General features: G+C 64.5%; 21 protein-coding genes, 1 tRNA gene and 1 pseudogene. 15 read left to right on the plus strand and 8 right to left on the minus strand.

The window, feature by feature from the left end; translation table 11 throughout:
* Positions 1-4: 4 nt before the first annotated feature.
* From EPN33_03030 to EPN33_03040, 3 genes are all read right to left on the minus strand, one after another.
* Positions 5-81: transfer RNA gene (locus tag EPN33_03030), tRNA-Pro, on the minus strand.
* A gap of 332 nt (positions 82-413) precedes the next feature.
* The gene (gene lysA, locus EPN33_03035) at positions 414-1676 is read right to left on the minus strand and encodes a diaminopimelate decarboxylase (protein TAN23806.1); all 1263 of its coding nucleotides are present in this window, start codon (positions 1674-1676) and stop codon (positions 414-416) included.
* A 4-nt stretch (positions 1677-1680) separates the two neighbouring features.
* Positions 1681-3420: a GAF domain-containing protein gene (locus EPN33_03040; protein TAN23807.1), complete on the minus strand. Its 1740-nt coding sequence runs from the start codon at positions 3418-3420 to the stop codon at positions 1681-1683.
* 61 nt (positions 3421-3481) lie between these two features.
* Between EPN33_03040 and tldD the strand changes: the two genes are divergently transcribed.
* Genes tldD through EPN33_03070 form a run of 6 tightly spaced genes read left to right on the plus strand, consistent with a single transcriptional unit; the run spans position 3482 to position 9420 of the window.
* The gene (gene tldD / locus EPN33_03045; protein TAN23808.1) at positions 3482-4918 is read left to right on the plus strand and encodes a metalloprotease TldD; all 1437 of its coding nucleotides are present in this window, start codon (positions 3482-3484) and stop codon (positions 4916-4918) included.
* Complete coding sequence (locus tag EPN33_03050) at positions 4915-6252, plus strand: TldD/PmbA family protein (GenBank protein ID TAN23809.1); 1338 nt, start codon at positions 4915-4917, stop codon at positions 6250-6252. Before tldD ends, EPN33_03050 begins: the two co-directional genes overlap by 4 nt.
* 22 nt (positions 6253-6274) lie before the next feature.
* Positions 6275-6715 (plus strand): hypothetical protein, encoded by a 441-nt coding sequence (locus tag EPN33_03055; protein TAN23810.1) that lies wholly within the window; start codon positions 6275-6277, stop codon positions 6713-6715.
* 60 nt (positions 6716-6775) lie between these two features.
* On the plus strand, positions 6776-8389 hold the full coding sequence (locus EPN33_03060) for a methylmalonyl-CoA mutase (GenBank protein ID TAN23811.1): 1614 nt from the start codon (positions 6776-6778) through the stop codon (positions 8387-8389).
* 6 nt (positions 8390-8395) lie between these two features.
* Positions 8396-8815 carry a cobalamin B12-binding domain-containing protein gene (locus EPN33_03065; GenBank protein TAN23812.1) on the plus strand — a complete coding sequence of 140 codons (420 nt, stop codon included), beginning with the start codon at positions 8396-8398 and terminating at the stop codon, positions 8813-8815.
* Entirely contained in the window at positions 8812-9420 is a 609-nt protein-coding gene (locus tag EPN33_03070) for an enoyl-CoA hydratase/isomerase family protein (GenBank protein ID TAN23813.1), read from the plus strand. The genes EPN33_03065 and EPN33_03070 overlap by 4 nt, the downstream gene beginning before the upstream one ends.
* Here EPN33_03070 and EPN33_03075 read toward each other — a convergent pair.
* Both EPN33_03075 and EPN33_03080 read right to left on the minus strand, forming a co-directional pair.
* Positions 9362-9754, minus strand: coding sequence for a type II toxin-antitoxin system VapC family toxin (locus EPN33_03075; protein ID TAN23814.1), 393 nt, complete (start codon positions 9752-9754; stop codon positions 9362-9364). The two genes, EPN33_03070 and EPN33_03075, sit on opposite strands and share 59 nt — an antisense overlap.
* Positions 9748-9975: a type II toxin-antitoxin system prevent-host-death family antitoxin gene (locus tag EPN33_03080; GenBank protein TAN23815.1), complete on the minus strand. Its 228-nt coding sequence runs from the start codon at positions 9973-9975 to the stop codon at positions 9748-9750. Before EPN33_03080 ends, EPN33_03075 begins: the two co-directional genes overlap by 7 nt.
* 56 nt (positions 9976-10031) lie before the next feature.
* Between EPN33_03080 and EPN33_03085 the strand changes: the two genes are divergently transcribed.
* Genes EPN33_03085 through EPN33_03095 form a run of 3 tightly spaced genes read left to right on the plus strand, consistent with a single transcriptional unit; the run spans position 10032 to position 12420 of the window.
* Positions 10032-10688 carry a dihydrodipicolinate reductase gene (locus tag EPN33_03085; GenBank protein TAN23816.1) on the plus strand — a complete coding sequence of 219 codons (657 nt, stop codon included), beginning with the start codon at positions 10032-10034 and terminating at the stop codon, positions 10686-10688.
* Positions 10689-10690: 2 nt separating this feature from the next.
* Positions 10691-11584, plus strand: a complete 894-nt coding sequence (locus EPN33_03090) for a 4-hydroxy-tetrahydrodipicolinate synthase (protein TAN23817.1) — start codon at positions 10691-10693, stop codon at positions 11582-11584.
* Positions 11585-11589: 5 nt separating this feature from the next.
* Positions 11590-12420 (plus strand): 2,3,4,5-tetrahydropyridine-2,6-dicarboxylate N-succinyltransferase, encoded by an 831-nt coding sequence (locus EPN33_03095; GenBank protein TAN23818.1) that lies wholly within the window; start codon positions 11590-11592, stop codon positions 12418-12420.
* A gap of 1 nt (position 12421) precedes the next feature.
* On the opposite strand, the gene EPN33_03100 is transcribed toward EPN33_03095, so the two are convergent.
* Positions 12422-12988, minus strand: a complete 567-nt coding sequence (locus EPN33_03100; protein TAN23819.1) for a hemerythrin domain-containing protein — start codon at positions 12986-12988, stop codon at positions 12422-12424.
* Between the two features lie 114 nt (positions 12989-13102).
* Between EPN33_03100 and EPN33_03105 the strand changes: the two genes are divergently transcribed.
* The gene (locus EPN33_03105) at positions 13103-13534 is read left to right on the plus strand and encodes an ester cyclase (protein ID TAN23820.1); all 432 of its coding nucleotides are present in this window, start codon (positions 13103-13105) and stop codon (positions 13532-13534) included.
* Positions 13535-13815: 281 nt separating this feature from the next.
* On the opposite strand, the pseudogene EPN33_03110 reads toward EPN33_03105, so the two are convergent.
* Positions 13816-16605 (minus strand): annotated as a pseudogene (locus tag EPN33_03110) (glycoside hydrolase).
* A 74-nt stretch (positions 16606-16679) separates the two neighbouring features.
* A complete protein-coding gene (locus EPN33_03115) occupies positions 16680-16943 on the minus strand; it encodes a 30S ribosomal protein S20 (GenBank protein ID TAN23821.1) in 264 nt (87 codons plus the stop codon).
* 47 nt (positions 16944-16990) lie between these two features.
* Between EPN33_03115 and EPN33_03120 the strand changes: the two genes are divergently transcribed.
* The 5 genes from EPN33_03120 to EPN33_03140 all read left to right on the plus strand — a co-directional run bounded on the left by EPN33_03120 (position 16991) and on the right by EPN33_03140 (position 21934).
* Positions 16991-17983, plus strand: a complete 993-nt coding sequence (locus EPN33_03120; GenBank protein ID TAN23822.1) for a PhoH family protein — start codon at positions 16991-16993, stop codon at positions 17981-17983.
* Positions 17871-18455: an rRNA maturation RNase YbeY gene (gene ybeY, locus EPN33_03125; GenBank protein ID TAN23823.1), complete on the plus strand. Its 585-nt coding sequence runs from the start codon at positions 17871-17873 to the stop codon at positions 18453-18455. Before EPN33_03120 ends, ybeY begins: the two co-directional genes overlap by 113 nt.
* The gene (locus EPN33_03130; GenBank protein TAN23824.1) at positions 18440-18739 is read left to right on the plus strand and encodes a hypothetical protein; all 300 of its coding nucleotides are present in this window, start codon (positions 18440-18442) and stop codon (positions 18737-18739) included. The genes ybeY and EPN33_03130 overlap by 16 nt, the downstream gene beginning before the upstream one ends.
* A gap of 309 nt (positions 18740-19048) precedes the next feature.
* On the plus strand, positions 19049-20302 hold the full coding sequence (gene rho, locus EPN33_03135; protein TAN23825.1) for a transcription termination factor Rho: 1254 nt from the start codon (positions 19049-19051) through the stop codon (positions 20300-20302).
* A gap of 15 nt (positions 20303-20317) precedes the next feature.
* Positions 20318-21934: an acyl-CoA carboxylase subunit beta gene (locus EPN33_03140; GenBank protein ID TAN23826.1), complete on the plus strand. Its 1617-nt coding sequence runs from the start codon at positions 20318-20320 to the stop codon at positions 21932-21934.
* Positions 21935-22014 lie beyond the last annotated feature (80 nt).

Raw genomic sequence — 22014 nt, forward strand, 5'->3', positions numbered from 1 at the left:
AAACTGGTCGGGGCGGCCGGATTTGAACCGGCGGCCACCTGCGCCCAAGGCAGGTGCGCTACCAGGCTGCGCTACGCCCCGTGCAACCAGTCTACCGCGAGCGTGCGGCCGGGATCATGCCGCACAGAACGATTGACATTTGAGGGCGGCGTCGTTATAACTCGCTAAGTACCGGAATGAGTTTAGAGGAGAGCCAAACTCACGATGTCTACGATAAGCAAAGCCATACAGGATTTAGAGGACCAAAAGAAGCGGATTGATTCGGCCATCCGCATATTACGGGAATTGAACCATAACGGCGGGTCCGCAGGGCTGGCGGGCTCGCACCGGCTATCGCCCGAGGGCAGGGCGAGAATCGCGGAAGCGCAGAAGAAGCGCTGGGCGAGGGAGCGGGCGACCAAGAAGAAGCAAGCCTAGAGTTCAGCCTGCCAAAGATCTACGGATTGCTCACGCCGCCGAATCCGGCGTGCGTGGCCGTGCGCGATGGCGACTTCCGCGGCGCGCGGCCGGGCGTTGTAGTTGGAGCTGAGAGTGAAGCCGTAGGCGCCGGTGTCAAGCAGGGCGAGCAGATCGCCGGCCTCGACTGGGGGCAGCAGCCGGGCATGGGCGAAGGAGTCGCTGCTTTCGCAGATGGGGCCGACGATCTCGACGCGCTGCCGCGCGCCGGGACGGCGGCGGAGGGGGACAATTTCGTGATAGGCGCCGTAGAGACTGGGGCGCATGAAGTCATTGCTGCCGGCATCAGTAATCACGAAGGTCTGGCCGGCGTGGTGTTTGACATAGGTGACGCGTGTCAGCAGGGCTCCGGCGGAAGCAAACAGGCTGCGGCCGGGCTCGAGTAAGAGTTGATGGTCTGGCCGTGCCAGCCAGCGGCCGGCCGCGGTGCGCAGGGCCGCAGCATAGGCGGCAAGAGTGGGCGGGCGCTGGGCCTCGCGGTAGGCAATGCCCAAACCGCCGCCAGCGTCGAAGAGCCGCAGCTTCACGCCCTCGGCCTCGAGCTCGCCGGCCAACCGGAGGACACGGCGGGTGGCTTGCGCGAAGGGGCGGCAGGAGAGAATCTGCGAACCAATGTGACAGCCGATTCCCGCCGCCTCCAGCCAGCGCTGCCGGCGGGAGGCGAGATAGAGCCGCCGCGCGAGCGAGGGCTCAATGCCGAACTTGTGTTGCCGCAGGCCGGTGGCAATGTGCGGATGCGTGCGCACGCTGATGTCGGGGTTGACGCGCAGGCCGAAGCGGGCGCGCCGCCGGCGCCGGGCGGCGCGCTCGGCCAGCAACGCCAGCTCCGGCTCTGATTCGACCTGGAACAGCAGGATGCCCGCGCCGAGCGCCAGGTCGATTTCCGCCGCGGTCTTACCGACGCCGCTGAAGACGATTTTGCCGGCGTCGCCGCCGGCGCGGAGGACGCGCTCCAGCTCGCCGCCGCTGACCACATCAAAGCCGCTCCCCATGCGCGCCAGGTGACGCAAGAGGGACAAATTGCCGTTGGCTTTGACGGCCGCGCAAAGCTGGAGCGGTACGCCGCGGAACGCGTGCGTATAGGCCCGGTAAGCGCGGGCGATGGCGTCGAAATCGTAGACGTACAGCGGAGTGCCAAAGCGGGCTGCCAGAGGCTCCAGGGCGAGGCTGCCGCCACACAGACGCGCGCCACGGTAGCGAAAAGTCCGGGTCGGTGTCATGGCTCTACACCGACTTCAGAACTACGACGGTGCGATCGTCGGCCGCGGGCAGGCCATTGCCAAAACTTTCGGAGTCGGCAAAAATGGCATCCAGCACGGCGTCGGGGTCCTCATCGCGGTGGCGCCGCAGCAAGGCTTCGAGGCGGACGCGGCCGTATTCCTCCCCGCTGCGGTTCATGAATTCGGTAATGCCGTCGCTGACGAACACGACCATGTCCCCCGCGGGCAGGCGGAGCGACAATTCCTCGTATTGCGATGTATCCAGCATGCCCAACGGAATGCCGGCGGCGGGGATGATCGTGCAGCCCTCGGCATGCACATGGATGGGATAAGGCAGGCCGGAGTTGGCGATCCGCAGGGTGCGGCTCTGCTCCGACCAGAGGGCGTAAATGAGGGTCATGAACTGCGACTCGACCTGACGCTCCAGCAGCGCCTGGTTGAGCGCGGCGAGCAACTCCGCCGGGCGGGGATGATGCAGCGCCTGGGTGCGCAAGATGCCGCTCACCACGGCGCCGTAGAGCGCCGCGCCGGTACCTTTGCCGCTCACATCGCCGACCGCGATGGCCGTGCGCTGGCCGCGGTAGGGAATGAAATCATAGAGGTCACCGCCGAGCTGGCGCGCGGGCACGGTGCGGGCCGCGATCTTGAGGTGTTCCAGCTCGGGGCGGCGCGCCGGCAGCAGATGCTCCTGAATTTCCTGCGCCATGTGCAGGTCGCGCTCCATCTTGCGCTCGGCGCGCGAGACCTTTTCGTAGAGGCGCGCGTTCACCATGGCGATCGCCATCTGTGCGGCCAGAGTGCTGATGGTGCGAGCGTGGCGCTCGGTGTAGTAGCCCTTGCGGTTGTGTTCCAGATCGAGTACGCCGAGCACCTGATCCTGATAAACCAAGGGGACGGCCAGCTCGCTGCGGGCGTCGGCATTGACGGGGATATAGCGCGGGTCTTCGCGCACATCTTTCACCACCACGGGCTTGCGCATTTCCATGGCTGCGCCGGTAATCCCCTGACCGATGGGAATGTCGCGCCGGATCTGGATGTGCTCGCCCATTTTGACGGAAAGGCGGTGTTCCAGCTTGTCCCCTGCGGCATTAACCAGCAGAACGCTGAAGAGCTGGTATTCGATGACCCGGCGCACCATCTCGGCGGTGTGCTGCAGCAGGTCGTCCAACGAGAGGATGGAGGTCATCTCGCGGCTGATGTCGTTGAGCAGGCTGAGTGTTTTTTCCCGCTGCACGGCGTTGCGGTAGAGCTTGGCGTTTTCGATGGCGTTGGCGATGCGGCTGGCGACCAGCACCAGCGCCTGCAGGTGGGCTTCGGAAAAGGCATTCAGTTCGGGCGCCTGAATGTCGATGACGCCAATGCAGTTGCCTTTCCAGAGAATGGGCACGGCCAGTTCGCTGCGGATATCGGCCAGCACCGGAATATAGTGGGGATTCTGGCTCACGTCGTTGATGAGCAAGGGCTGCTTCAGCTCGGCCGCGCGGCCGGTGATGCCCTGGCCAAATTTGACTCTGACTTTTTCGACGACTTCGGGCAGATGGCCAACCGAGAAGCGGATGCGTAACTCGTGGGTGCGCTCACTGGCGAGCAGAATGGCGAAAATGTCGTAGTGCACGACGCGCCGCACCATCTCGGCGACGCGGCCCAGGACCTGATCCAGATCGAGCGTGCCCGAGACCAGATCGCTGACCTCCAGCATGAAGCTGGTTATGTCGGCGAGCGGGAGGGCGGCAGGCTGGACCATGAGGGGATGATACCAAAGCGGGCGGCGGGCTGACGGCCCCGTTAAACTAAGGAAGGATCCTATGTCGAATGCACCCACCGATTTCTTTGCCCGCCACTACGGCGTAAGCCCGACCGACCTCGAACGCTATCTGGCGGCGGCGCTGGCGCGTGGCGGTGATTTTGCCGATCTGTACTTCGAACACCAGGCCAGCTCGTCGCTGCGGCTGGAGGAAGGCATCATCAAGTCGGCCAGCCAGGGGATTTCGCTGGGGGTGGGTGTGCGGGTGCTTTCCGGCGAGCGTACCGGTTACGCCTACACCGACGATCTATCGCCGGAGAAAATCCTTAGAGCTGCAGCCACCGCGGCGCACATTGCCAGCGGCGCGACGGCCACGCACATCGTCGGCTTGAGCGATACGCCGCCGGGCAGAAATCTCTATCCGGTGGCTGCGGCCGCCGCCGGGGATACGGGCATGCTGGGCAAGCTGGCGCTGGTGCGCCGGGCCGAGCGCGCCGCGCGCGAGCATGATGCGCGCATCGTGCAGGTGCAGGTGGGCTACGCCGATGAGTTGCGGCAGATTCTGGTGGTTGCCTCCGACGGCCGCTGCTCGGCCGATGCGCAGCCGATGGCGCGGCTGAGCGTACTCGCGCTGGCGCGGGAAAACGGCGTTACCGAAAAGGGTCATTCCGGCGGCGGCGGGCGGGTGGCGCTGGAGTTCTTCGATGAGGTGCTGACGCCGGAAGCGCTGGGCGAGCAGGCGGCGCGGGAGGCGGTGCAGCAATTAGCGGCGCGGCCCTGTCCGGCAGGCGAGATGGAAGTGGTCCTCGGCCCGGGCTGGCCCGGGATTTTATTGCACGAGGCGATTGGGCATGGCCTGGAAGCCGATTTCAACCGGAAAAAGACCAGCGCCTTCAGCGGCTTGTTGGGACAGCGGGTGGCCAGCGAAAAATGCACCGTCGTCGATAACGGCACGCTGCCGGGGCGGCGCGGTTCGCTCAATATGGATGACGAAGGCGCGCCCACGCACTGCACCACGCTTATTGAAAACGGCATCCTCAAGAACTACATGCAGGATGAGCTTTCCGCCCGGCTCACCGGCGCGGCCTCGACCGGCAACGGCCGCCGCGAGAGCTACGCTCACATGCCCATGCCACGGATGACGAATACCTATATGCTGGCCGGAAATGACGAGCCGGCCGACATTATCCGCAGCGTGCGCCGCGGTCTGTACGCGGTGAACTTTGGCGGCGGGCAGGTGGACATTACGAATGGCAAGTTTGTGTTCTCGGCGTCGGAGAGCTACTTGATCGAAGACGGGAAAATCACCGCGCCGGTGAAAGGCGCCACGCTCATCGGCAACGGCCCGGACGTGCTTACCCGCGTCTCGATGGTCGGCAACGACCTCAAGCTGGACCAAGGCATTGGAACCTGCGGGAAGGATGGACAATCGGTTCCGGTAGGTGTGGGCATTCCGACCTTGAAGGTGGACCGGCTGACGGTTGGTGGCACGCAGTGAAAGACCTTGCTGAACGCGTCGTCGCCGAGGCGGCTCGCCGCGGCGCGACGGCGGCCGAGTGTGTCATCCGCTATGGGCGCGAGCTGTCGGTCAACGTGCGCCTGGGCGAAGTCGAATCCATCAAACAGGCCGAAGGCAAAGCCCTGGGTATACGCATCTTCAAGGGCCAGCAAGCGGGAGTGACACACAGTTCCGACTTGGCCTGGCCGGCGGTGAGCGCCATGCTCGACGCCGCGCTGGCGATCGCCGAAGCCAGCTCACCGGATCCCTTTGCGGGCCTGCCGCGGGCGGAGGACCTGGGCCGGCGTGAGGGCGACCTGCAGTTGTACGATCCCGCCGTGCTGGCGGTCACCGCCGATGAAGCGCTCGATTTGGCGCGCCGCGCTGAACGGGCCGCGCTCGCCTGCGATGCGCGCCTGACGAACTCGAACGGCGCCAGCTTCGACGCCGGAGAAGGGACGAAAATTCTGGCGAACTCGCTGGGTTTCGTGGGCGAAGTACGACGCAGCTCCTGCTCGCTCAGCGTAGCGCCGATTGCGGAGCAGAACGGCGCCAAGCAGCGCGATTATTGGTACGCGGTGGCGCGTGGACCTTCGGATCTGGAACCGCCGGAAACCGTGGGCCGCCGCGCCGCGGAGCGGACGTTGCGCCGCCTGGGAGCGCGCAAAGCCGCCACCGGGCGCTATCCGGTAGTGTTTGAGCCAAAGACGGCCCGTAGCCTGCTCGGCCACATTCTCGAAGCGGTGAGCGGCGAGGCGGTCTATCGCGAGGCCAGCTTCCTGACGGGTGCGCTGGGCCGGGAAGTGGCCGTGCCCGCGCTGACGCTGGTAGATGACGGCTGCCAGCCGGCGGCGCTGGGTTCAGCGCCGTTTGACGCCGAAGGCGTGCCCACGCGGCGCACGGTGATCCTGGGCGAGGGCCGGCTGCAATCCTATTTGCTCAACAGTTACGCCGCGCGCAAGCTGAATCTGGCGACCACGGGCAACGCCGCCCGGGGTCTGGCCGCGGCGCCCGGCGTAAGCTGCGGGAATTTGACGATGGAGCCGGGCAAGCAATCGCCGGAAGAGATTATCGCCGCCATTCCGCAGGGGCTGTATGTTACCGAACTTATCGGCTTCGGCGTGAACGCGGTTACGGGCGACTACTCGCGCGGCGCCAGTGGCCTCTGGATCGAAAACGGCCAGCTCGCGTATCCGGTGGAAGAAATCACGGTGGCCGGCAACTTGAAGGAGATGCTGCGGCAGGTGGCGGCGATCGGCAACGATCTCGAGTTCCGGGGCGCGGTGAATGCGCCCACCATCCGCATCGATGGCCTGACCATCGCCGGGCGGTAACGCGCCACGCTAAAATGCAGGTATGTTGGGGTTCCGGAACAACTGGAAGCCGTACGCCATCGCGCTGGGCATTGTCATCGTGATTGTGTTGGCGGCGTGGGTGGCAGCCACGCGCAAGGATGTCCCCTCCGGCTCGCGCCATGACGCCTATGCCACTCAGGTAAGCCTAGAGGGGGTCAAAGTGCTCGGCGCGGAAAGCCTGATGGGCGGCAGCGTGGTCTACTACCGCGGCACCATTCACAACCGGGGCGATCGGGTGCTCACGGGGTACATCGTGGACCTCACGTTTCACGACGTGTATGGCAAACCCATCAAAACCGAGCGCCGCGCCCTGCTCGGCAACCGTGTGCCGCCCATACCGCCGCACTCGACCCGCAACTTCGAAATCGGCTTCGACCAATTTCCTGCCGGCTGGAACCAGGCGCCGCCGACGCCCAGCGCGGTCGAGGTCTATATAAAGTAAGCCCGGCCTAACCGTTCGGTTGCTTGCCCGGAGATGCGACGCGCCCTAAACTAATAGGGAATGGCATCGACAACGCATCCGCCGAAGCAGGCTGAATTTACGACCATTTCCGGGGTTCCGGTTGAGCGGGTGTACACGCGCGCGGATCTGCCGGAGGGCTTTGATTTCAAGCGCGAGGTGGGAGAGCCGGGCGAGCCGCCTTATGTGCGCGGCATTCATGAGACCGGCTACCGGGGGCGGCTGTGGACGATGCGGCAGTTCTCCGGGTTTGCGACGCCGGAGGAGACTAACGAACGCTATCGCTACCTGCTAGCGCAGGGGCAGACGGGTCTTTCGGTGGCCTTCGACCTGCCCACACTGATGGGCTACGACAGCGACCACGCCATGGCGGCCGGCGAGGTGGGCAAGTGCGGCGTGGCGATTGACTCCATCGAGGACATGGAGCGGTTGTTTCAGGGCATCCGGCTCGAAGACGTGACCACGTCGATGACCATCAATTCGCCGGCAGCGCCGATCTGGGCGATGTTCCTGGTGGCGGCCGAGCGCCAGGGGGCGGACTGGAAACGGGTTTCGGGCACCCTGCAGAACGACATCCTGAAGGAATACATCGCGCAGAAGGAATATATTTTTCCGCCGGCGCCGTCGATGCGGCTGGTAGTCGATACCATCGAGTTCGGGGCGCGCGAGACGCCGAAGTTCAATCCAGTATCGATCAGCGGCTATCACATCCGCGAGGCCGGCTCGACCGCGCTGCAGGAGCTGGCGTTCACGCTGCGCGACGGCCTGGAATATGTCGACTGGACGCTGCGGCGCGGCCTGGCGATTGACGATTTCGCGCCCCGGTTGTCGTTTTTCTTTAACGCTCACAGCGACTTTTTCGAAGAGATCGCGAAGTACCGCGCCGCGCGCAAGCTCTGGTATCGGGAATTGACCGAGCATTACGGGGCAAAGAATCCGCGCAGCGCCAAGCTGCGATTCCACACGCAGACCGCCGGTGTTTCGCTCACCGCGCAGCAGCCTTATAACAACCTCACCCGTGTGGCTCTCCAGGCGCTGGCGGCGGTGCTGGGCGGGACGCAATCGCTGCACACCAACTCGCTCGATGAGGCGCTGGCGCTGCCGACCGAAGAAGCGGTGACGCTGGCGCTGCGCACGCAGCAGATCATCGCCTACGAAACCGGCGTGGCCAACACGGTCGATCCCCTTGGCGGGTCATGGTTTGTGGAAAAGGGCACGCTGGAAATGGAAAACGGGGCGCGCGACTACTTCCGCCGCATTGACGAGATGGGCGGCATGGTGGCGGCGGTGGAGCAGGGCTTTCCGCAGCGCGAAATCGCCGACGCCAGTTATCGCTATCAGCAGGCTCTGGAAAACGGCGAAAAGTTCATGGTGGGCGTGAACCGTTTTGTGACCGAAGAGCAGCCGGTGCCGACGCTCTATATCGACGAGACGGCGCGGCAGAGCCAGTCGGCCAAGCTCCAAGCGCTGCGTCAGAGGCGGTCGAGCGACGCCGTGCAGCGCAACTTGAGCGAGTTGCGCAAAGTCGCGGCGACGCCCAGTGGCAACACCATGCCGGCGATGCTCGACTGCGTGCGCGCCTCCTGCACGCTGGGCGAGATCTGCGACACTTTGCGCGAGGTCTTCGGCAGCTATACTGAGACCGCGATTACCTAGAACCTTATGCCTGATCCTCGCCGTATCCGAATTCTTGTTGCCAAGCCTGGCCTCGACGGCCACGACCGCGGCGCCAAAGTCGTCGCCCGCGGCCTGCGCGATGCCGGCATGGAGGTCATCTACACCGGCCTGCGGCAGACGCCGGCGATGATCGTCAACGCGGCGCTGCAGGAAGATGTCGACTGCATCGGATTGTCGATCCTGAGCGGCGCGCACAACGCCATCGTGCCCGAGCTGATGGAGGAAATGCGCAAGCAGCACATGGAAGGCGTGCTGGTGGTGCTGGGCGGCATTGTGCCGGAGAGCGATATTGCCGAGCTGAAAAAGGCCGGCGTGGCGGCAGTGTTTCCGCCCGGCAGCCGGATGAGCGAGATCGCCGATTTTATCCGCGCGCACGTGCCGGAACGGCCGGCGCTGGTGTCCTGACCACCCTCACAACCATCCCGCTCGATGGCGGCGCAATCGAACTGCGGCTGGACTCACCCGATGGTCTGAACCGGCTGTCGCTGGAATTGCTGGAGAAGATCGCCGCCGCGAGCGCACGGAATCCACAGGCTGGCCGCTTCGTCCTGACGGGTAATGCGCGCTGCTTTTCTGCCGGCGCCGACCTGGCGGTGATTACCGTGCTCGATGGGCCGGCTGCCTACCGGTTCGCCCACCGCGGGCAGGCGGCGCTGAACGCCATCGAGCGCTCGCCGGTTCCGTTTGTGGCCGCGATAGAAGGCGCCTGCCTCGGCGGCGGACTCGATCTCGCGTTGGCTTGCCATGCCCGCATCTGCGGGCCGCAGGCTTACTTTGGGCATCACGGCGCCCGGCTGGGACTGGTCACCGGCTGGGGTGGCACGCAACGGCTGCCGCGCCTCATCGGCTCTGCGCGCACGCTGGCGCACTTGCTGGCCGCCGAGGGCTGGACGGCGGATGCGGCCCTCGCCGCGGGTCTGGTTGCTGGGGTGTGTCCACCGGCAGCGCTGCTTAACGCAGCAGTTTCAGCCCCGCTGCCTCGTATTTCGCCATCATGCGATCGGGACTGAGCAACTCCAGGTCTTCGGCAATCGCCTGACCGATGAGCGCGCGGTCGAACGGGTCGCGGTGCAGCAAGGGCAGCCGCGAAATCGTAGCAACGTGCCCGGACTGCAGCGGCAACACTTCCGCGCCTACATCCGCGATGAGCGTGCGCCACCAGTCCTCGACGGGGCCTACGTCGAGCTTGCCTATTGCACTCTTTATGGCGACCTCCCAGTAACTGATCACGCTCAACCACGCGGGACCCTGGTCGACAGCGATGCGCACGGACGGAGTAAGCCGCTCGGGCTGCCCCAGCGTCCACAGCGCCACGGAGGTGTCCAGCAAATATCCGTTCACCAGCGCCCGCGCATGAACTGTTCCTCAGTGATCGGCGCATCCCAGCCCGGCTTCAAGTGGATCCGCCCCCGCATCGACCCGAATTTGACTTTACGCCGCGACGGAACCCGCGTTAACTGCACGACCGGCCTCCCGCGACGGGTGATCACGACTTTCTCGCCGTTTTCCACTGCGTGGAGGAGCCTGGGCAGGCTGTTTTTTGCTTCGGCTACGCTGACTTCCATGAATTCATTATAGCCATTTCGTATGGCTATTGCGTGGTGAGGCACAATGGACAGACATGGATCTGCTGCTGCTCGGCTACGGCAAAATGAACCGGCTGGTGGAGGAAGTGGCGCGCGAGCGCGGCCATAAGGTTGCGGGCAAAGTGGATGCGGGCGATCCGTTTCCGGCGGGCTGGGCGGCGGGGCTGGTGGCCATTGACTTCAGCGTGCCGGGGGCGGTGCTGGAGCATGTCGAGAGATGCATGGCGGCGGGCGTTCCGCTGGTGATCGGCACGACCGGCTGGCTCGCACAGCTCGAGCGGGTACGCGCGCTGGCGGAGGCGTCGCCGGCTGGGATCGTCTATGGCGCCAACTTCTCGATTGGGGTGCAGGCGCTGTATCGCGCCGTTGCCGCGGCTGCGGCAGCGCTGCCCGCCAGTTACGAGGCCTTCGTTTGGGAGGCGCATCACCGCGCCAAACAGGACGCGCCTTCGGGTACGGCGCTGCACCTTGCCGGTCTGTTGCGCACGGGGGGTCACGATTCCGGCGCCATCGCGAGCACGCGCGCCGGTTCGATTCCGGGTACGCACACGGTAGGCTTTGACTCACCCGAAGATACGCTATCGCTTACTCACACCGCCCGCTCGCGGCGCGGCTTCGCCGCCGGCGCCCTGGTGGCCGCAGAATGGATTCTGGGCAAGCGGGGGCTGCACGAATTCAGCGAGGTTATTTAGTTATGGACAATCCCTTCCGGGGCTGTGGCACGGCGCTCATCACGCCGTTTGATCGGGACCAATCGCTCGACGAGGGCGCGCTTACGATGCATTTGCGGTGGCAAATTGAGCAGGGCATCGACTTTCTCGTGCCCTGCGGCACTACGGGCGAAACACCGGCACTTTCAGAAGCCGAGCACTTCCGCGTGATTGAGCTGGCGCTGGAAGCGGCCTCGGATGCTCCGCGCCGGGTGCCGGTGCTGGCGGGAGCGGGCAGCAACGGTACCGCGCACGCGGTCGAGCTGGCACGCAAGGTCGAAGCGGCGGGCGCCGATGGCGCACTGGTGGTGGCGCCGTATTACAACAAGCCGACGCAGGAGGGGCTGTTTCAGCATTTCTCCGCCGTCGCCAGCGCGGTGAAAATCCCGGTCGTGCTCTACAATGTGCCCGGCCGCACGTCCAGCAATATCGAGGCCACAACGGCGCTACGCCTAGCGGAGGCGCACGCGAACATCGTGGCGGTCAAAGAGGCTTCTGGAAATCTAGCGCAGATCAGCCACATCATTGCCGGCGCACGAGCGGGCTTTGACGTGCTTAGCGGCGATGACGCGCTCACGTTTGCCATTCTCGCGCTGGGAGGCCAGGGACTGGTCAGCGTGGCCTCGAACGCCGTGCCGGCGGCCATGGTCCAGCTGGTGGCGGCGGCCCGAACCGGCGACCGCAAAGCCGCGCGTGAACTGCACTACCGCTACCTGCCTTTCATGGAAGTCATTTTCTGCGAGACCTCGCCAGGCCCCATCAAATTCGTGCTGACGCACATGGGCCGGTGTCGGGAAATGTACCGGCTGCCCATGATTCCGGTGCAGGCCGCCAGCCGCACCAAAATCGAGCGCGTCCTGCAGGCACTGGGGCTCTAGCGCTCATGCCTGATCTGGCTGCGGAAATCCTTCGCCTAAGCGCGCTCGCCGACCTCAGCGCCGAAAGCACGGCGGCGCGCGATGCCTTTGAGGAGCTTAAGGGGCAGCTCAATCGCGGCACGGTGCGCGCCGCGGAGCCCTCGTCCGACGTATGGCGCGTGAATACGTGGGTGAAGCAAGGGATTCTGCTGGGCTTCCGTCTGGGCGCCCTGAAGCATCACGCCTCGTCCGCGCCGTTCACCTTTTTCGATAAGGACACACTGCCGACGCGCTCCTTTACGCTTGCGGATCAAGTGCGGCTCGTGCCGGGCGGCACCACCGTCCGTGATGGCGCCTATCTGGCGCCGGGCGTGATCTGCATGCCGCCCGCGTACGTTAATATCGGCGCCTGGGTTGGCGAGGGCACGATGGTCGATTCGCATGCGCTGGTGGGCTCGTGCGCGCAGATCGGACGGCATGTCCATCTCAGCGCCGCGGCGCAGGTGGGCGGCGTGCTGGAGCCGGTCAATGCGTTGCCGGTCGTCATCGAAGACGACGCCCTCATCGGCGGAAACTGCGGCATCTACGAAGGCACACAGATTGGCGCGGGCGCGGTGCTGGGCGCGGGCGTCATCCTCACGCGCTCGGTGGCGGTCTACGACCTGCCGCGCGAAACCATTCACCGCGCCGAGGCTGGGCAGCCGCTGCGCATTCCGGCCGGCGCCGTCGTTGTTCCCGGCGCGCGCCGCGTGAGCCGGGGGCCCGACTGGGGCCTGTCACTGGCTACACCGGTCATTGTCAAATACCGGGACAGCAAAACAGACGCTGCGGTCGAGCTCGAGACCTGGCTGCGCTAGTTTATTTTCCGCCGGGCTGGCGCAGCGCGAGGAACTTGCCGATCAGAATTGTGGCCGGATAGAGCACCTGCTCTTCGTTCTGCGCGTGCAGCATAAGGGAGTTGGCGAAGGCAGTGGCCGCCGGCTTGTGCTCTTGCCGGGCGACTGCCGCCAACGCCTCCAGGCGAGTATGGATTTGGCGATGTTCCTGGAGCATCTGGGGGTAGTGAGCCTGGAGCTGTTGGGCCATCGCCATCGCCTTGTGCCGCTGCTCGCGGCTGAGCGTCTGTCCCTCGGCGAGGGCTTGCAGCAATCCCAGGGGCGGCATGGCGTAGGCTTCTTCTGCCTTGAAGTGCGGTAGGAGTACCGCTGCTACTGCGCGGGCGCGCACGGCCGTCTGGCCGCCGGAACCGATGGCCTCGTTCAGGTCCTGGCGCAAGTGTGCATGCTCCTCGCGAATCGACGAGGGTGTAGCGAGCGCGGCCTTCGCTGCCGGTGCGGCTGCCGGCCGCTGCTGGCTTTGCGCGCCAGCCGAAGCTGCAAACGAACACAGGAGAACGCTTACGGTAAGCGCATGAATCGCCTTCATAACCCCTCCTGCAGTGATTTTAAGCGCGGTAAAACGTCATGCTCGGGCCGAAAGTCCAATCGTGGTTCCGGAGTGCGAAGTACATTGAGCGACAATATGGTCAAGAGGTGATGTATGAGTGCAGAAGAGAATTTGCAGAAGATGAAGACCCTTGATGACGCCTGGAATGCGCAGAACTGGGAAGTGTTTCGGAAGCGGCATTCGTCTGACACGAGGGTCTACTGGCCGGGACAGCCGGATCCGACGCGCGGCCGCGAGGCGCATCAGGAGGAATCCGCGGCATTTTTCAAGTCGATTGAAAATCACCTGGAGAACAACCCGTACCGGGTGATGTTTGGATCGGGTGACTGGACGTGCACCATCGCACGCTGGAAAGGGAAGATGATCGGCCCGTGGAAGGGTCTTGACGGCCAGGTGCACGAGGCGACGGGCAAGAGCTTCGAGCTGCAATTCTGCACCATCGCCAAATGGAAGGACGGCGAAATCGTCGAAGAGAACCTTTTCTACGATCAGGTCGGCTTTCTGCGGCAGATCGGTGTGCTATAACCCTACCGCTGCGGCAGCAGAGCTTTGAGCGCTGCCTCCAGTGTAGCGGCGGCTGTTTGCTGGACGGGAGTGGGTACGGCATTGACGTTCGCGATGCCGCCGGCCTCGGCGCTGCCAGTCAGCAGACCCTGGAGGTCGTCGTTGAGGCGAGCCAGTTTGGCGGCGCGGACCGGATCGCCGGCGCGCGCGGCTTCATAGGCGGCGTAGCTTGCATTCATCGCCTGGGCGAGAGCGGTGGCGACAGCAAACTGGGTGTGCAACTGCGTGGCCGTCATATGAATGCGCGGATCCATATTCAGCGTGAGCGGCTGGGTGTAGGTCTGGCCGCCGACGGTGAGTTTGACCGTGTACTGGCCGGGCAGCGCCAGCACTCCTTGCGGCTCACGCGGCGTTGCGCCTTTGATGGCGGAAATGGGATAGGAGTGGGTCAGCGCCTTGGGCGCAGTGTAATGGAGATCCCAGACGAAACGGTGCATGCCGGGCGCAGTCGAAGGCTTGGTGAAGGGCTGGAGCCAGTAGAGCGGGACGACGGTGGTGTGCGCCAGCTCGGCCTGTGACTCGGGTGGCTGATCGGTGCTGGAATAGCGGCGCACCAGTTTGCCTTGGGCGTCGTAAATGGTCAGCGTCACTGGGCCTGAGGACGCAGAGCGCAAATAGTAGTCAATCATGGCACCGCTGGGCGGGTTCTGGCCTTGTGGCATTTCGGGTGTCAGGGGCGTATCGGTGTTGGCGTCGCGCTGCAGGCGATAGGCAAACTCCGGTTTGAACAGGTAGACCGGCGCGGAGGCAACTTGTGCCGTGAGCTGGCGCAGGGGCGCGAGGTCGTCAAGAATCCAGAAGGAGCGGCCGTGGGTGCCGACGACGAGGTCGTTCTGATGCACGGTTAGATCACGCATCGAGGTGTGGGGCAGATTCAACTGCAGCGATTGCCATTGATCGCCGTCGTTGAAGGAGACGTAGACCGAGGTCTCCGTGCCGGCATAGAGCAAGCCGCGGCGCACAGGGTCTTCGCGCAGCACATCGGTCGCGTCGCCATCCGGCAGGCCGGTATTGATTGGCGTCCAGGTCTTACCGCCGTCGTGGGTGCGGAACAGATGCGGCTGCATTTCGTCGAGCCGCAGAGTGTTGATGGCAGCGTAGCAGGTGTTGGGATCGAAGTGGCTGGCGTCGAGCGAGGAGACTTTCCACCAGGGCTGCAACTGCGGCGGCGTCACGTTGGTCCAATGGGCGCCGCCGTCGCGGGTTACCCAGATCAGGCCGTCGTCGGTTCCGGCCCAGAGCACATTCGCGTTGAGGGGCGATGGCGAGAGGGCGTAGACCACGCCGCCATCGGGTTTGGCATTGCCGTACCCGGAAAAGGTGAAGGGCGCCAGGGTGGGCGCGGAAGCCTGCGGCCGGCGGGTGAGATCGGGGCTGATCGTCTGCCAGTGGCGGCCACCGTCATTGACTGGCGCGGGGCCTGGCGTGGCTGCGCCACGCCACCCGCTTGGCGCTCGGCCGGGCTGGGGGCCCCGGGAGCCCCAGCCCGGCCCGCGCGTAAGGGTTTTGAGAACGACGTTGGCGCCCAGGTAAAGGGCGTGCTTGTCTACCGGCGAAAATACCAGGGGCATGGTGCGGCGGAAGCGCAGCTTGCCGCCCAGCATCTGTGGCCCGACGTTCTGATCGACATGGGTGCGTTTGTTGTAGCGCGTGACCGCGCCGCCGCCGGCGCCATAGATGATATTGGGATGCAGCGGATCGGGCGCGACATCGGCATACTCGAAGGCGCCCACCGGATGCCAGTTGCGCAGGGTGATGGCGCCATCGGGACCGCGGCTGGAGATGCCGACGGAGCCGCTTTCCTGCTGGCCGCCGTAGACGTTGTACGGAAAATCGTTGTCGGTCGAGACCTTGTAGATCTGGGCAGTGGGCTGGTTGTACCAGGAGCTCCAGGTGCGGCCGCGGTTCACGCTGATGGTCGCGCCCTGATCCACGCCCAGCATGATGAGGTTGCGGTTCGCGGGGTCGATCCAGACGGTGTGATAATCGTCGCCGCCGGGGGCACCCTTGATGGGAATGAAACTGTGGCCGCCGTCCTCGGAGCGGTAGGTTGAGGTATTGGCGTCGTACACGACGTTAGGATCGGTTGGATCGACGGTGATGCCGGCAAAATCGAAGCCGCGTCCCCAAAGGCGGGGATTGGTATTGATCAACTGCCAGGTGGCGCCGGCATCATCGGAACGATAGACGCCGCCGTGGGCGCGGGCTTCGACCAGGGCATAGATGCGATTGGGATCGCTGGGCGCGATGCCGATACCGATGCGGCCGACGTGATCGTGCTGCCAATCGGGCAGACCGTGGGTGAGCGGCGTCCAGGTGGTGCCGCCATCGGTCGATTTGTATAAGCCGCTGCCGGGGCCTTCAAACAGCGACCAAGGGGTGTAGCGCGAGGCCCAGAGATCGGCGTAGACAATCTGCGAGTTTTGCGGATCGAGCGCGACTTGCATCGCCCCGACGTTTTCACCTTTGTACAGCACGCGCTGAAAGGTTTGGCCGCCGTCGAGCGAGCGGTAGATGCCGCGCTCGGGGTTCGGACCGTAAGGATGGCCGTTCACGGCGACGAACAGGCGGTCGGGGTTGTGCGGGTCGACGGCGACGGCGCCGATCTGCTGGCCGTCGCGCAGGCCCAGGTGTGCCCAGGTCTTGCCGCCATCGGACGATTTGTAGATGCCATCGCCGGTGGAAAGATCAGGCCGGCGCAGGCCCTCGCCGCTGCCGACGTAAATAATGTTGGGATTGGAAGGGGCGACGGCCAGCGCGCCAATGGAACCGGTGGGCTCGTGTTCGAAAATCGGTTTCCAGGTGTTGCCGTAATCGGTTGTTTTCCAGACGCCGCCATCAGCCGCGCCGAAGTAAAAGACGCCCGGCTGGCTGGGCACGCCGCTCACGGCGACGGTGCGCCCGCCGCGAAAGGGCCCAATGAGGCGCCAGCGCATGCCTTGATACAGGTTGGGGTTGAATTGCTGTGCGGCGCAGAGCGCGACGAGGAGGGCAGGGAACAGCAGCAGTGCGGAGAAGCGCAAACGAGGCATAGTGGCTCCGAAGCCCTAGCCTACGCTCGCATGCCACTACACACAAGCTGATAGCGGACGGCTGAGATTGCGGGTTACTTCTTCTTCGCGTTGAGGGCTTTAGCGAGGTGCGACTTGCGGCGGCTGGCGGCGTTGCGATGGAGCACACCTTTTTGCACAGCCTTGTCGATCTGGGCCATGGTCGCGGGAGCCAGATTCCGGGCCTCCTCACCCTTGCCGGAGATCGCCACCTGCAGCTTCTTGACGGCGGTGTGAAGGTGGCTGGCGTTGGCGCGGTTGCGGGCGGTGCGGCGGCGGGTCTGTCGAACCCGTTTCAGGGCAGAAGGATGGTTGGCCATTGTCGTCGGACTATTTTAGCATCTAAACTATTGCTAACACCTCTCACATGAAAACCAGCATCGAGCTTGGCCCCGGCATTGAGACCCTGTTTGGCCCGCTGGATGAAAACCTGCGCCTGCTGGAACATCAGCTCAATTTATCGGTTCGCCTTGGCCCCACGAGTCTCCAGGCAGAAGGGGACAGCGCCAGCGTGGAGCGTTTCGAGGAAATCGTCCGCGACTATCAGCAACTGCGGGCGGAAGGCTATCCGTTTGCCAACGGCGATCTGCACGCGCTGCTACAGGTGGTGGTGGACGACCCCACGACCAGCCTCGCCGGCCTGGCGCACAGCGGCCGGCAGCGCGCCTTCGGCAAGAAGACCGTCCAGCCCAAAACGATCAATCAGCGGCGTTATCTGGACGCGATCGAGCGCCAGGATATGATCTTCGGCGTGGGCCCGGCCGGGACGGGCAAGACTTATCTTGCCGTGGCGATGGCAGTGGCGGCGCTGAACGCCAAGCAGGTTTCGCGCATCGTGCTCGCCCGACCCGCAGTCGAAGCCGGGGAGCGATTGGGGTTTTTGCCGGGCACGCTGCAGGAAAAAGTCGATCCCTACCTGCGGCCACTCTATGACGCGCTGTTCGACCTGATGGAGCCGGAACGGGTCGAGCGGCTGCTGGAGCGCAACACGATTGAGATTGCGCCGCTGGCCTTCATGCGCGGGCGTACGCTCAACGACGCCTTCATTATTCTGGATGAAGCGCAAAACTCGACGCAGGAACAGATGAAGATGTTCCTGACGCGCATGGGCTTCCACTCCAAGGCGGTGATCACCGGCGACGTGACGCAGATTGATCTTCCGACGGGCCGCCGCAGCGGCCTGCTGCAGGCGATCGAAATTCTGGGGTCGGTGGAGGGTCTGGGCGTTATCTACTTTGACGAGCACGATGTGGTCCGGCATCCCCTGGTGCAGCGCATCGTGCGGGCGTACCAGGAACACGACGCGCGGCAGCTCTCCTTGCTGCCGGAACCTGGAGACAAGACAGCCTCTGCCGATTGAGATCCAGCATCCGCGCCCGCCCAGGGTCAACTTGCCCGCGCTGCGCCGGTTTCTGGCGCGCGCCCAGAGCGCGGCGGCGGTGCGCGGGGAAGTGGCCGTCCGGCTCGTGGATGATGCCGCCATCTGCCGCCTCAACCGCCAGTTCCGGCATCACGACCGCCCCACCGACGTTCTCTCATTTCCCACCAGCCCGTGGCCGCTACCCCCTGGCCTTCCGGCCCGCGCCGGCGACCTCGCGATATCGCTCGACACCGCGGCCCGGCAAGCGCGCCAGCTCGGCCATAGCCCGGACACCGAACTGCGTGTCCTGCTGCTCCACGGGCTTCTGCACCTTGCGGGTATGGATCATGAAACCGATGGCGGGGAAATGCTGGAACGCGAACTACACCTGCGCCGGCGGTTCCGGCTGCCGGCGGGCTTGATCGAACGCAGCCGCCAGGCGCAAGATAGAGGCGAATGGCGAAGGTGCTGAACGTCCGCTGTCCGGAGTGCAATGCCGAGCTCCGGGTGGATGCGGAAACCGGCATGGTGCTGGAGCATGCTGCCGGCGAGCGGCACCCGCGCGGGGTCAGCCTCGATCAGGCACACGAGCAATTGCAAAAGCAGGAGCAGGAGCGCGAGCGGCGCTTCCAGGATTCGGTGGCGGCCGAAAAGAGCCGGGATGACCTGCTGGCGCGCAAGTTCGACCAAAGCCTGCGCCGGGTGCGCAACCACCCGGACGAGCGGAAGCCATTGCGCGATTTCGACCTCGACTAGGTGGCTCGCCACCTTTTGCCCTGGTCGCTCCCGTTGGTCGCTTGGCTCACCACTTTTGGCCCTGGTCGCTCCCGATGGTCGCTTGGAGTGGGGGCTTCGATTCCCGGCGGGGTCCACCCGCTGGCGCTCAGGGCTCCCCCAAGCTGCCGCCAGTAGCTTGACAGCGGGGGCGAGGCGGTGTTAGTCTTTTGTTTCCTGAAGGATTGGCTTCCGCCGACCTGATTTTCCGTCCGTTATCCGGTAGCAACTTCGCGCCACGGCTCCACAGCCGCAGCCAAAACTCCGCTAAAACTCCCACCTGAACCACGCATGACGATTGCTGAACTGAAAGAAAAAAACATTACCGAACTCGCCCGCATTGCCCGCACGCTGGAGCTGCCCGGCGCCAGCGGCATGCGTAAGCAAGACCTGATTTTCAAGATCCTGCAGGCGCAAAGCGAAAAAGAGGGCCACATCTTTGCGGAAGGCGTGCTGGAAATCCTGCCTGACGGCTATGGTTTTCTGCGCTCGCCCGACTACAACTACCTGCCCGGCCCGGACGACATTTACATCTCCCCCTCGCAGATCCGCCGTTTCGACCTGCGGACCGGCGACACCTGCTCCGGCCAGGTGCGGCCGCCGCACGAGGGCGAAAAATACTTTGCGCTGACGAAGATTGAGGCGATCAACTTTGAGGCGCCGGAAGAAGCGCGCAACAAGATCCTCTTCGACAACCTGACGCCGCTGTACCCCAGCGAACATATCAAGCTGGAGACGGTGCGGGAAAACGTGTCGGGCCGGATCATGGATTTACTCACGCCCATCGGCAAGGGGCAGCGCGGCCTGATCGTCGCGCCGCCGCGCACCGGCAAGACCATGCTGATGCAGTCGATCGCCAACTCGATTACGACCAACCACCCCGAGGTGGTGCTGATTGTGCTGCTCATCGACGAACGTCCGGAAGAAGTCACGGATATGCAGCGCACGGTCAAGGGCGAGGTGATCAGCTCCACGTTCGATGAGCCCGCCAGCCGGCACGTGCAGGTGGCGGAGATGGTGATCGAAAAAGCCAAGCGCCTGGTGGAGCACAAGCGCGATGTGGTGATTCTGCTCGACTCCATCACGCGGCTGGCACGCGCCTATAACACGGTGGTGCCCCCGTCCGGGAAAGTGCTGTCGGGCGGTGTGGATTCGAATGCTCTGCAGCGGCCGAAGCGGTTTTTCGGCGCCGCACGCAACATCGAGGAAGGCGGCTCGCTGACCATCATCGCCAGCGCCCTGATCGAGACCGGCAGCCGTATGGATGACGTGATTTTCGAGGAATTCAAAGGCACCGGCAACATGGAAATCATTCTTGACCGCAAGCTGGTGGACAAGCGCGTCTTCCCAGCGATTGACATTCAACGCTCCGGTACGCGCAAGGAAGAGCTGCTGATTCCCAAGGAAGACCTCAACCGCATCTGGGTGCTGCGCAAGGTGTTGAACCCGCTGTCGGTGACCGAGTCCATGGAGCTGCTGCGCGACCGGCTGCTGAAGTCGAAAACCAATGGCGACTTCCTATCGGCGATGAACGCTGCGCAATAGACCTCCCTGCAAGCGATGGCCAGCGTACTCGAAACCCGCCTCGAAGAACTCCGGAAAGAACAAGAACAGTTGTTGCAGGGCGGAGGCGCCAAGGCCATCGAGCGCCAGCACGGCAAGGCGCGGCTGACGGCGCGCGAGCGCATCGCCCGGCTGCGGGACGAAGGCTCGCCCTGGCACGAGATCGGGCTGTTCGCCGCCTGGGGCATGTATGAGGAGTGGGGCGGCGCGGTGGCGGCGGGCGTGGTCTGCGGTTTGGGAAAGATCCACGGCCGGTGGACGATGATCATCGCCAACGACGCGACAGTCAAGGCGGGCGCCTTCTTCCCGATGACGGCCAAGAAGGTCCTGCGCTGCCAGACGATTGCGCTCGAAAACCACTTGCCGCTGGTTTACCTGGTGGATTCGGCAGGCGTTTTTCTGCCCTTGCAGGATGAAGTCTTTCCCGACATTGACGATTTCGGCCGCGTGTTCCGGCATAACGCTGTCGCCAGCGCGATGGGAATTCCGCAGATTACCGCCATCATGGGCAACTGCGTGGCCGGGGGCGCCTATTTGCCGGTGATGTGCGACACCATTCTGATGACCGAAGGCAGCGGCCTGTATCTGGCCGGGCCGGCGCTGGTGCAGGCGGCGATTGGGCAGAAGGTATCGAGCGAAGAGCTGGGCGGCGCGCACCTGCACGCGGCCATCAGCGGCACCGTGGATTTCCGGGAAGCCAACGATGAGGACTGCTGCCGCCGCATCCGCTCGCTCATGAGCCGCCTCGGACCGCCGCCGCTGGCGCCGTTTGACCGGATTGCCACGCGCGAGCCGCAGCGGCCGGCGGCGGATCTCCTGGAGGTATTTCCGGGCGATCCCCAGGCCAGCTACGATGTGCGCGACGTATTGGCCTGCATCCTGGATGCCGGAGAATTCGACGAATACCGCGCCGAGTTCGGTCAGACGCTTGTGTGCGGTTATGGCCGCCTGGGTGGTTTTGCCGTGGGTGTGGTGGCGAACCAGAAGAAGATGGTGAAGCGCACGACGGCTACGGGCAGTAAGCGGATTGAGTTCGGCGGCGTGATTTATCCGGAAAGCGCCGATAAGGCCGCGCGCTTCATCATGGACTGCAATCAGGGCCGAATTCCGCTGCTGTTCCTCCACGACGTCAACGGCTTCATGGTGGGCAAGGAAATGGAGGCTGCGGGAATAATCCGCGCCGGCGCCAAGATGGTGAACGTGGTTGCCAACAGCGTGGTACCGAAGTTCAGCGTGGTCATCGGCGGCAGTTTCGGCGCCGGCAACTACGCCATGTGCGGACGCGCCTATGACCCCCGTCTGCTGCTGGCATGGCCCATGGCCCGTTATGCGGTGATGGGCGGCGAGCAGGCGGCCAACACGCTGCTGGACCTGCGGGTGCGTCAGCTCGAGCGCGGCGGCCGCAAACTTGCTGCCGAGGAGCGAGAGGAGTTACTGGCATCCATCCGCGCCAGCTATGAGGCGCAGACGGATCCCCGCTACGGCGCAGCCCGGCTGTGGACGGATGCGATTATCGAACCCCAGGAAACGCGCGCCTGGCTGATTGCGGGGTTGGAGGCTGCTAGCCTGAACCCGGATTTGGCTCCTTTCCGCACAGGCGTGTTGCAAACCTAAAGTTCCCTGCGTTGGTGACCGATAGAGAAATTGCAGCCGCACTTGCGCTGCCAGGCTTGGCATCCTCTCCCCCCGGGCCC

The organism is Acidobacteriota bacterium (assembly GCA_004299485.1).
Taxonomy (GTDB): Bacteria; Acidobacteriota; Terriglobia; order Terriglobales; family SCQP01; genus SCQP01.

Bases quoted from the DNA above. Each gene is read 5' to 3' on its own strand.
- lysA (TAN23806.1), bottom strand. From the start codon at position 1,676: ATGACACCGACCCGGACTTTTCGCTACCGTGGCGCGCGTCTGTGTGGC.
- EPN33_03040 (TAN23807.1), bottom strand. From the start codon at position 3,420: ATGGTCCAGCCTGCCGCCCTCCCGCTCGCCGACATAACCAGCTTCATG.
- tldD (TAN23808.1), top strand. From the start codon at position 3,482: ATGTCGAATGCACCCACCGATTTCTTTGCCCGCCACTACGGCGTAAGC.
- EPN33_03055 (TAN23810.1), top strand. From the start codon at position 6,275: ATGTTGGGGTTCCGGAACAACTGGAAGCCGTACGCCATCGCGCTGGGC.
- EPN33_03060 (TAN23811.1), top strand. From the start codon at position 6,776: ATGGCATCGACAACGCATCCGCCGAAGCAGGCTGAATTTACGACCATT.
- EPN33_03065 (TAN23812.1), top strand. From the start codon at position 8,396: ATGCCTGATCCTCGCCGTATCCGAATTCTTGTTGCCAAGCCTGGCCTC.
- EPN33_03080 (TAN23815.1), bottom strand. From the start codon at position 9,975: ATGGAAGTCAGCGTAGCCGAAGCAAAAAACAGCCTGCCCAGGCTCCTC.
- EPN33_03085 (TAN23816.1), top strand. From the start codon at position 10,032: ATGGATCTGCTGCTGCTCGGCTACGGCAAAATGAACCGGCTGGTGGAG.
- EPN33_03090 (TAN23817.1), top strand. From the start codon at position 10,691: ATGGACAATCCCTTCCGGGGCTGTGGCACGGCGCTCATCACGCCGTTT.
- EPN33_03095 (TAN23818.1), top strand. From the start codon at position 11,590: ATGCCTGATCTGGCTGCGGAAATCCTTCGCCTAAGCGCGCTCGCCGAC.
- EPN33_03100 (TAN23819.1), bottom strand. From the start codon at position 12,988: ATGAAGGCGATTCATGCGCTTACCGTAAGCGTTCTCCTGTGTTCGTTT.
- EPN33_03105 (TAN23820.1), top strand. From the start codon at position 13,103: ATGAGTGCAGAAGAGAATTTGCAGAAGATGAAGACCCTTGATGACGCC.
- EPN33_03115 (TAN23821.1), bottom strand. From the start codon at position 16,943: ATGGCCAACCATCCTTCTGCCCTGAAACGGGTTCGACAGACCCGCCGC.
- EPN33_03120 (TAN23822.1), top strand. From the start codon at position 16,991: ATGAAAACCAGCATCGAGCTTGGCCCCGGCATTGAGACCCTGTTTGGC.
- ybeY (TAN23823.1), top strand. From the start codon at position 17,871: ATGTGGTCCGGCATCCCCTGGTGCAGCGCATCGTGCGGGCGTACCAGG.
- EPN33_03130 (TAN23824.1), top strand. From the start codon at position 18,440: ATGGCGAAGGTGCTGAACGTCCGCTGTCCGGAGTGCAATGCCGAGCTC.
- rho (TAN23825.1), top strand. From the start codon at position 19,049: ATGACGATTGCTGAACTGAAAGAAAAAAACATTACCGAACTCGCCCGC.
- EPN33_03140 (TAN23826.1), top strand. From the start codon at position 20,318: ATGGCCAGCGTACTCGAAACCCGCCTCGAAGAACTCCGGAAAGAACAA.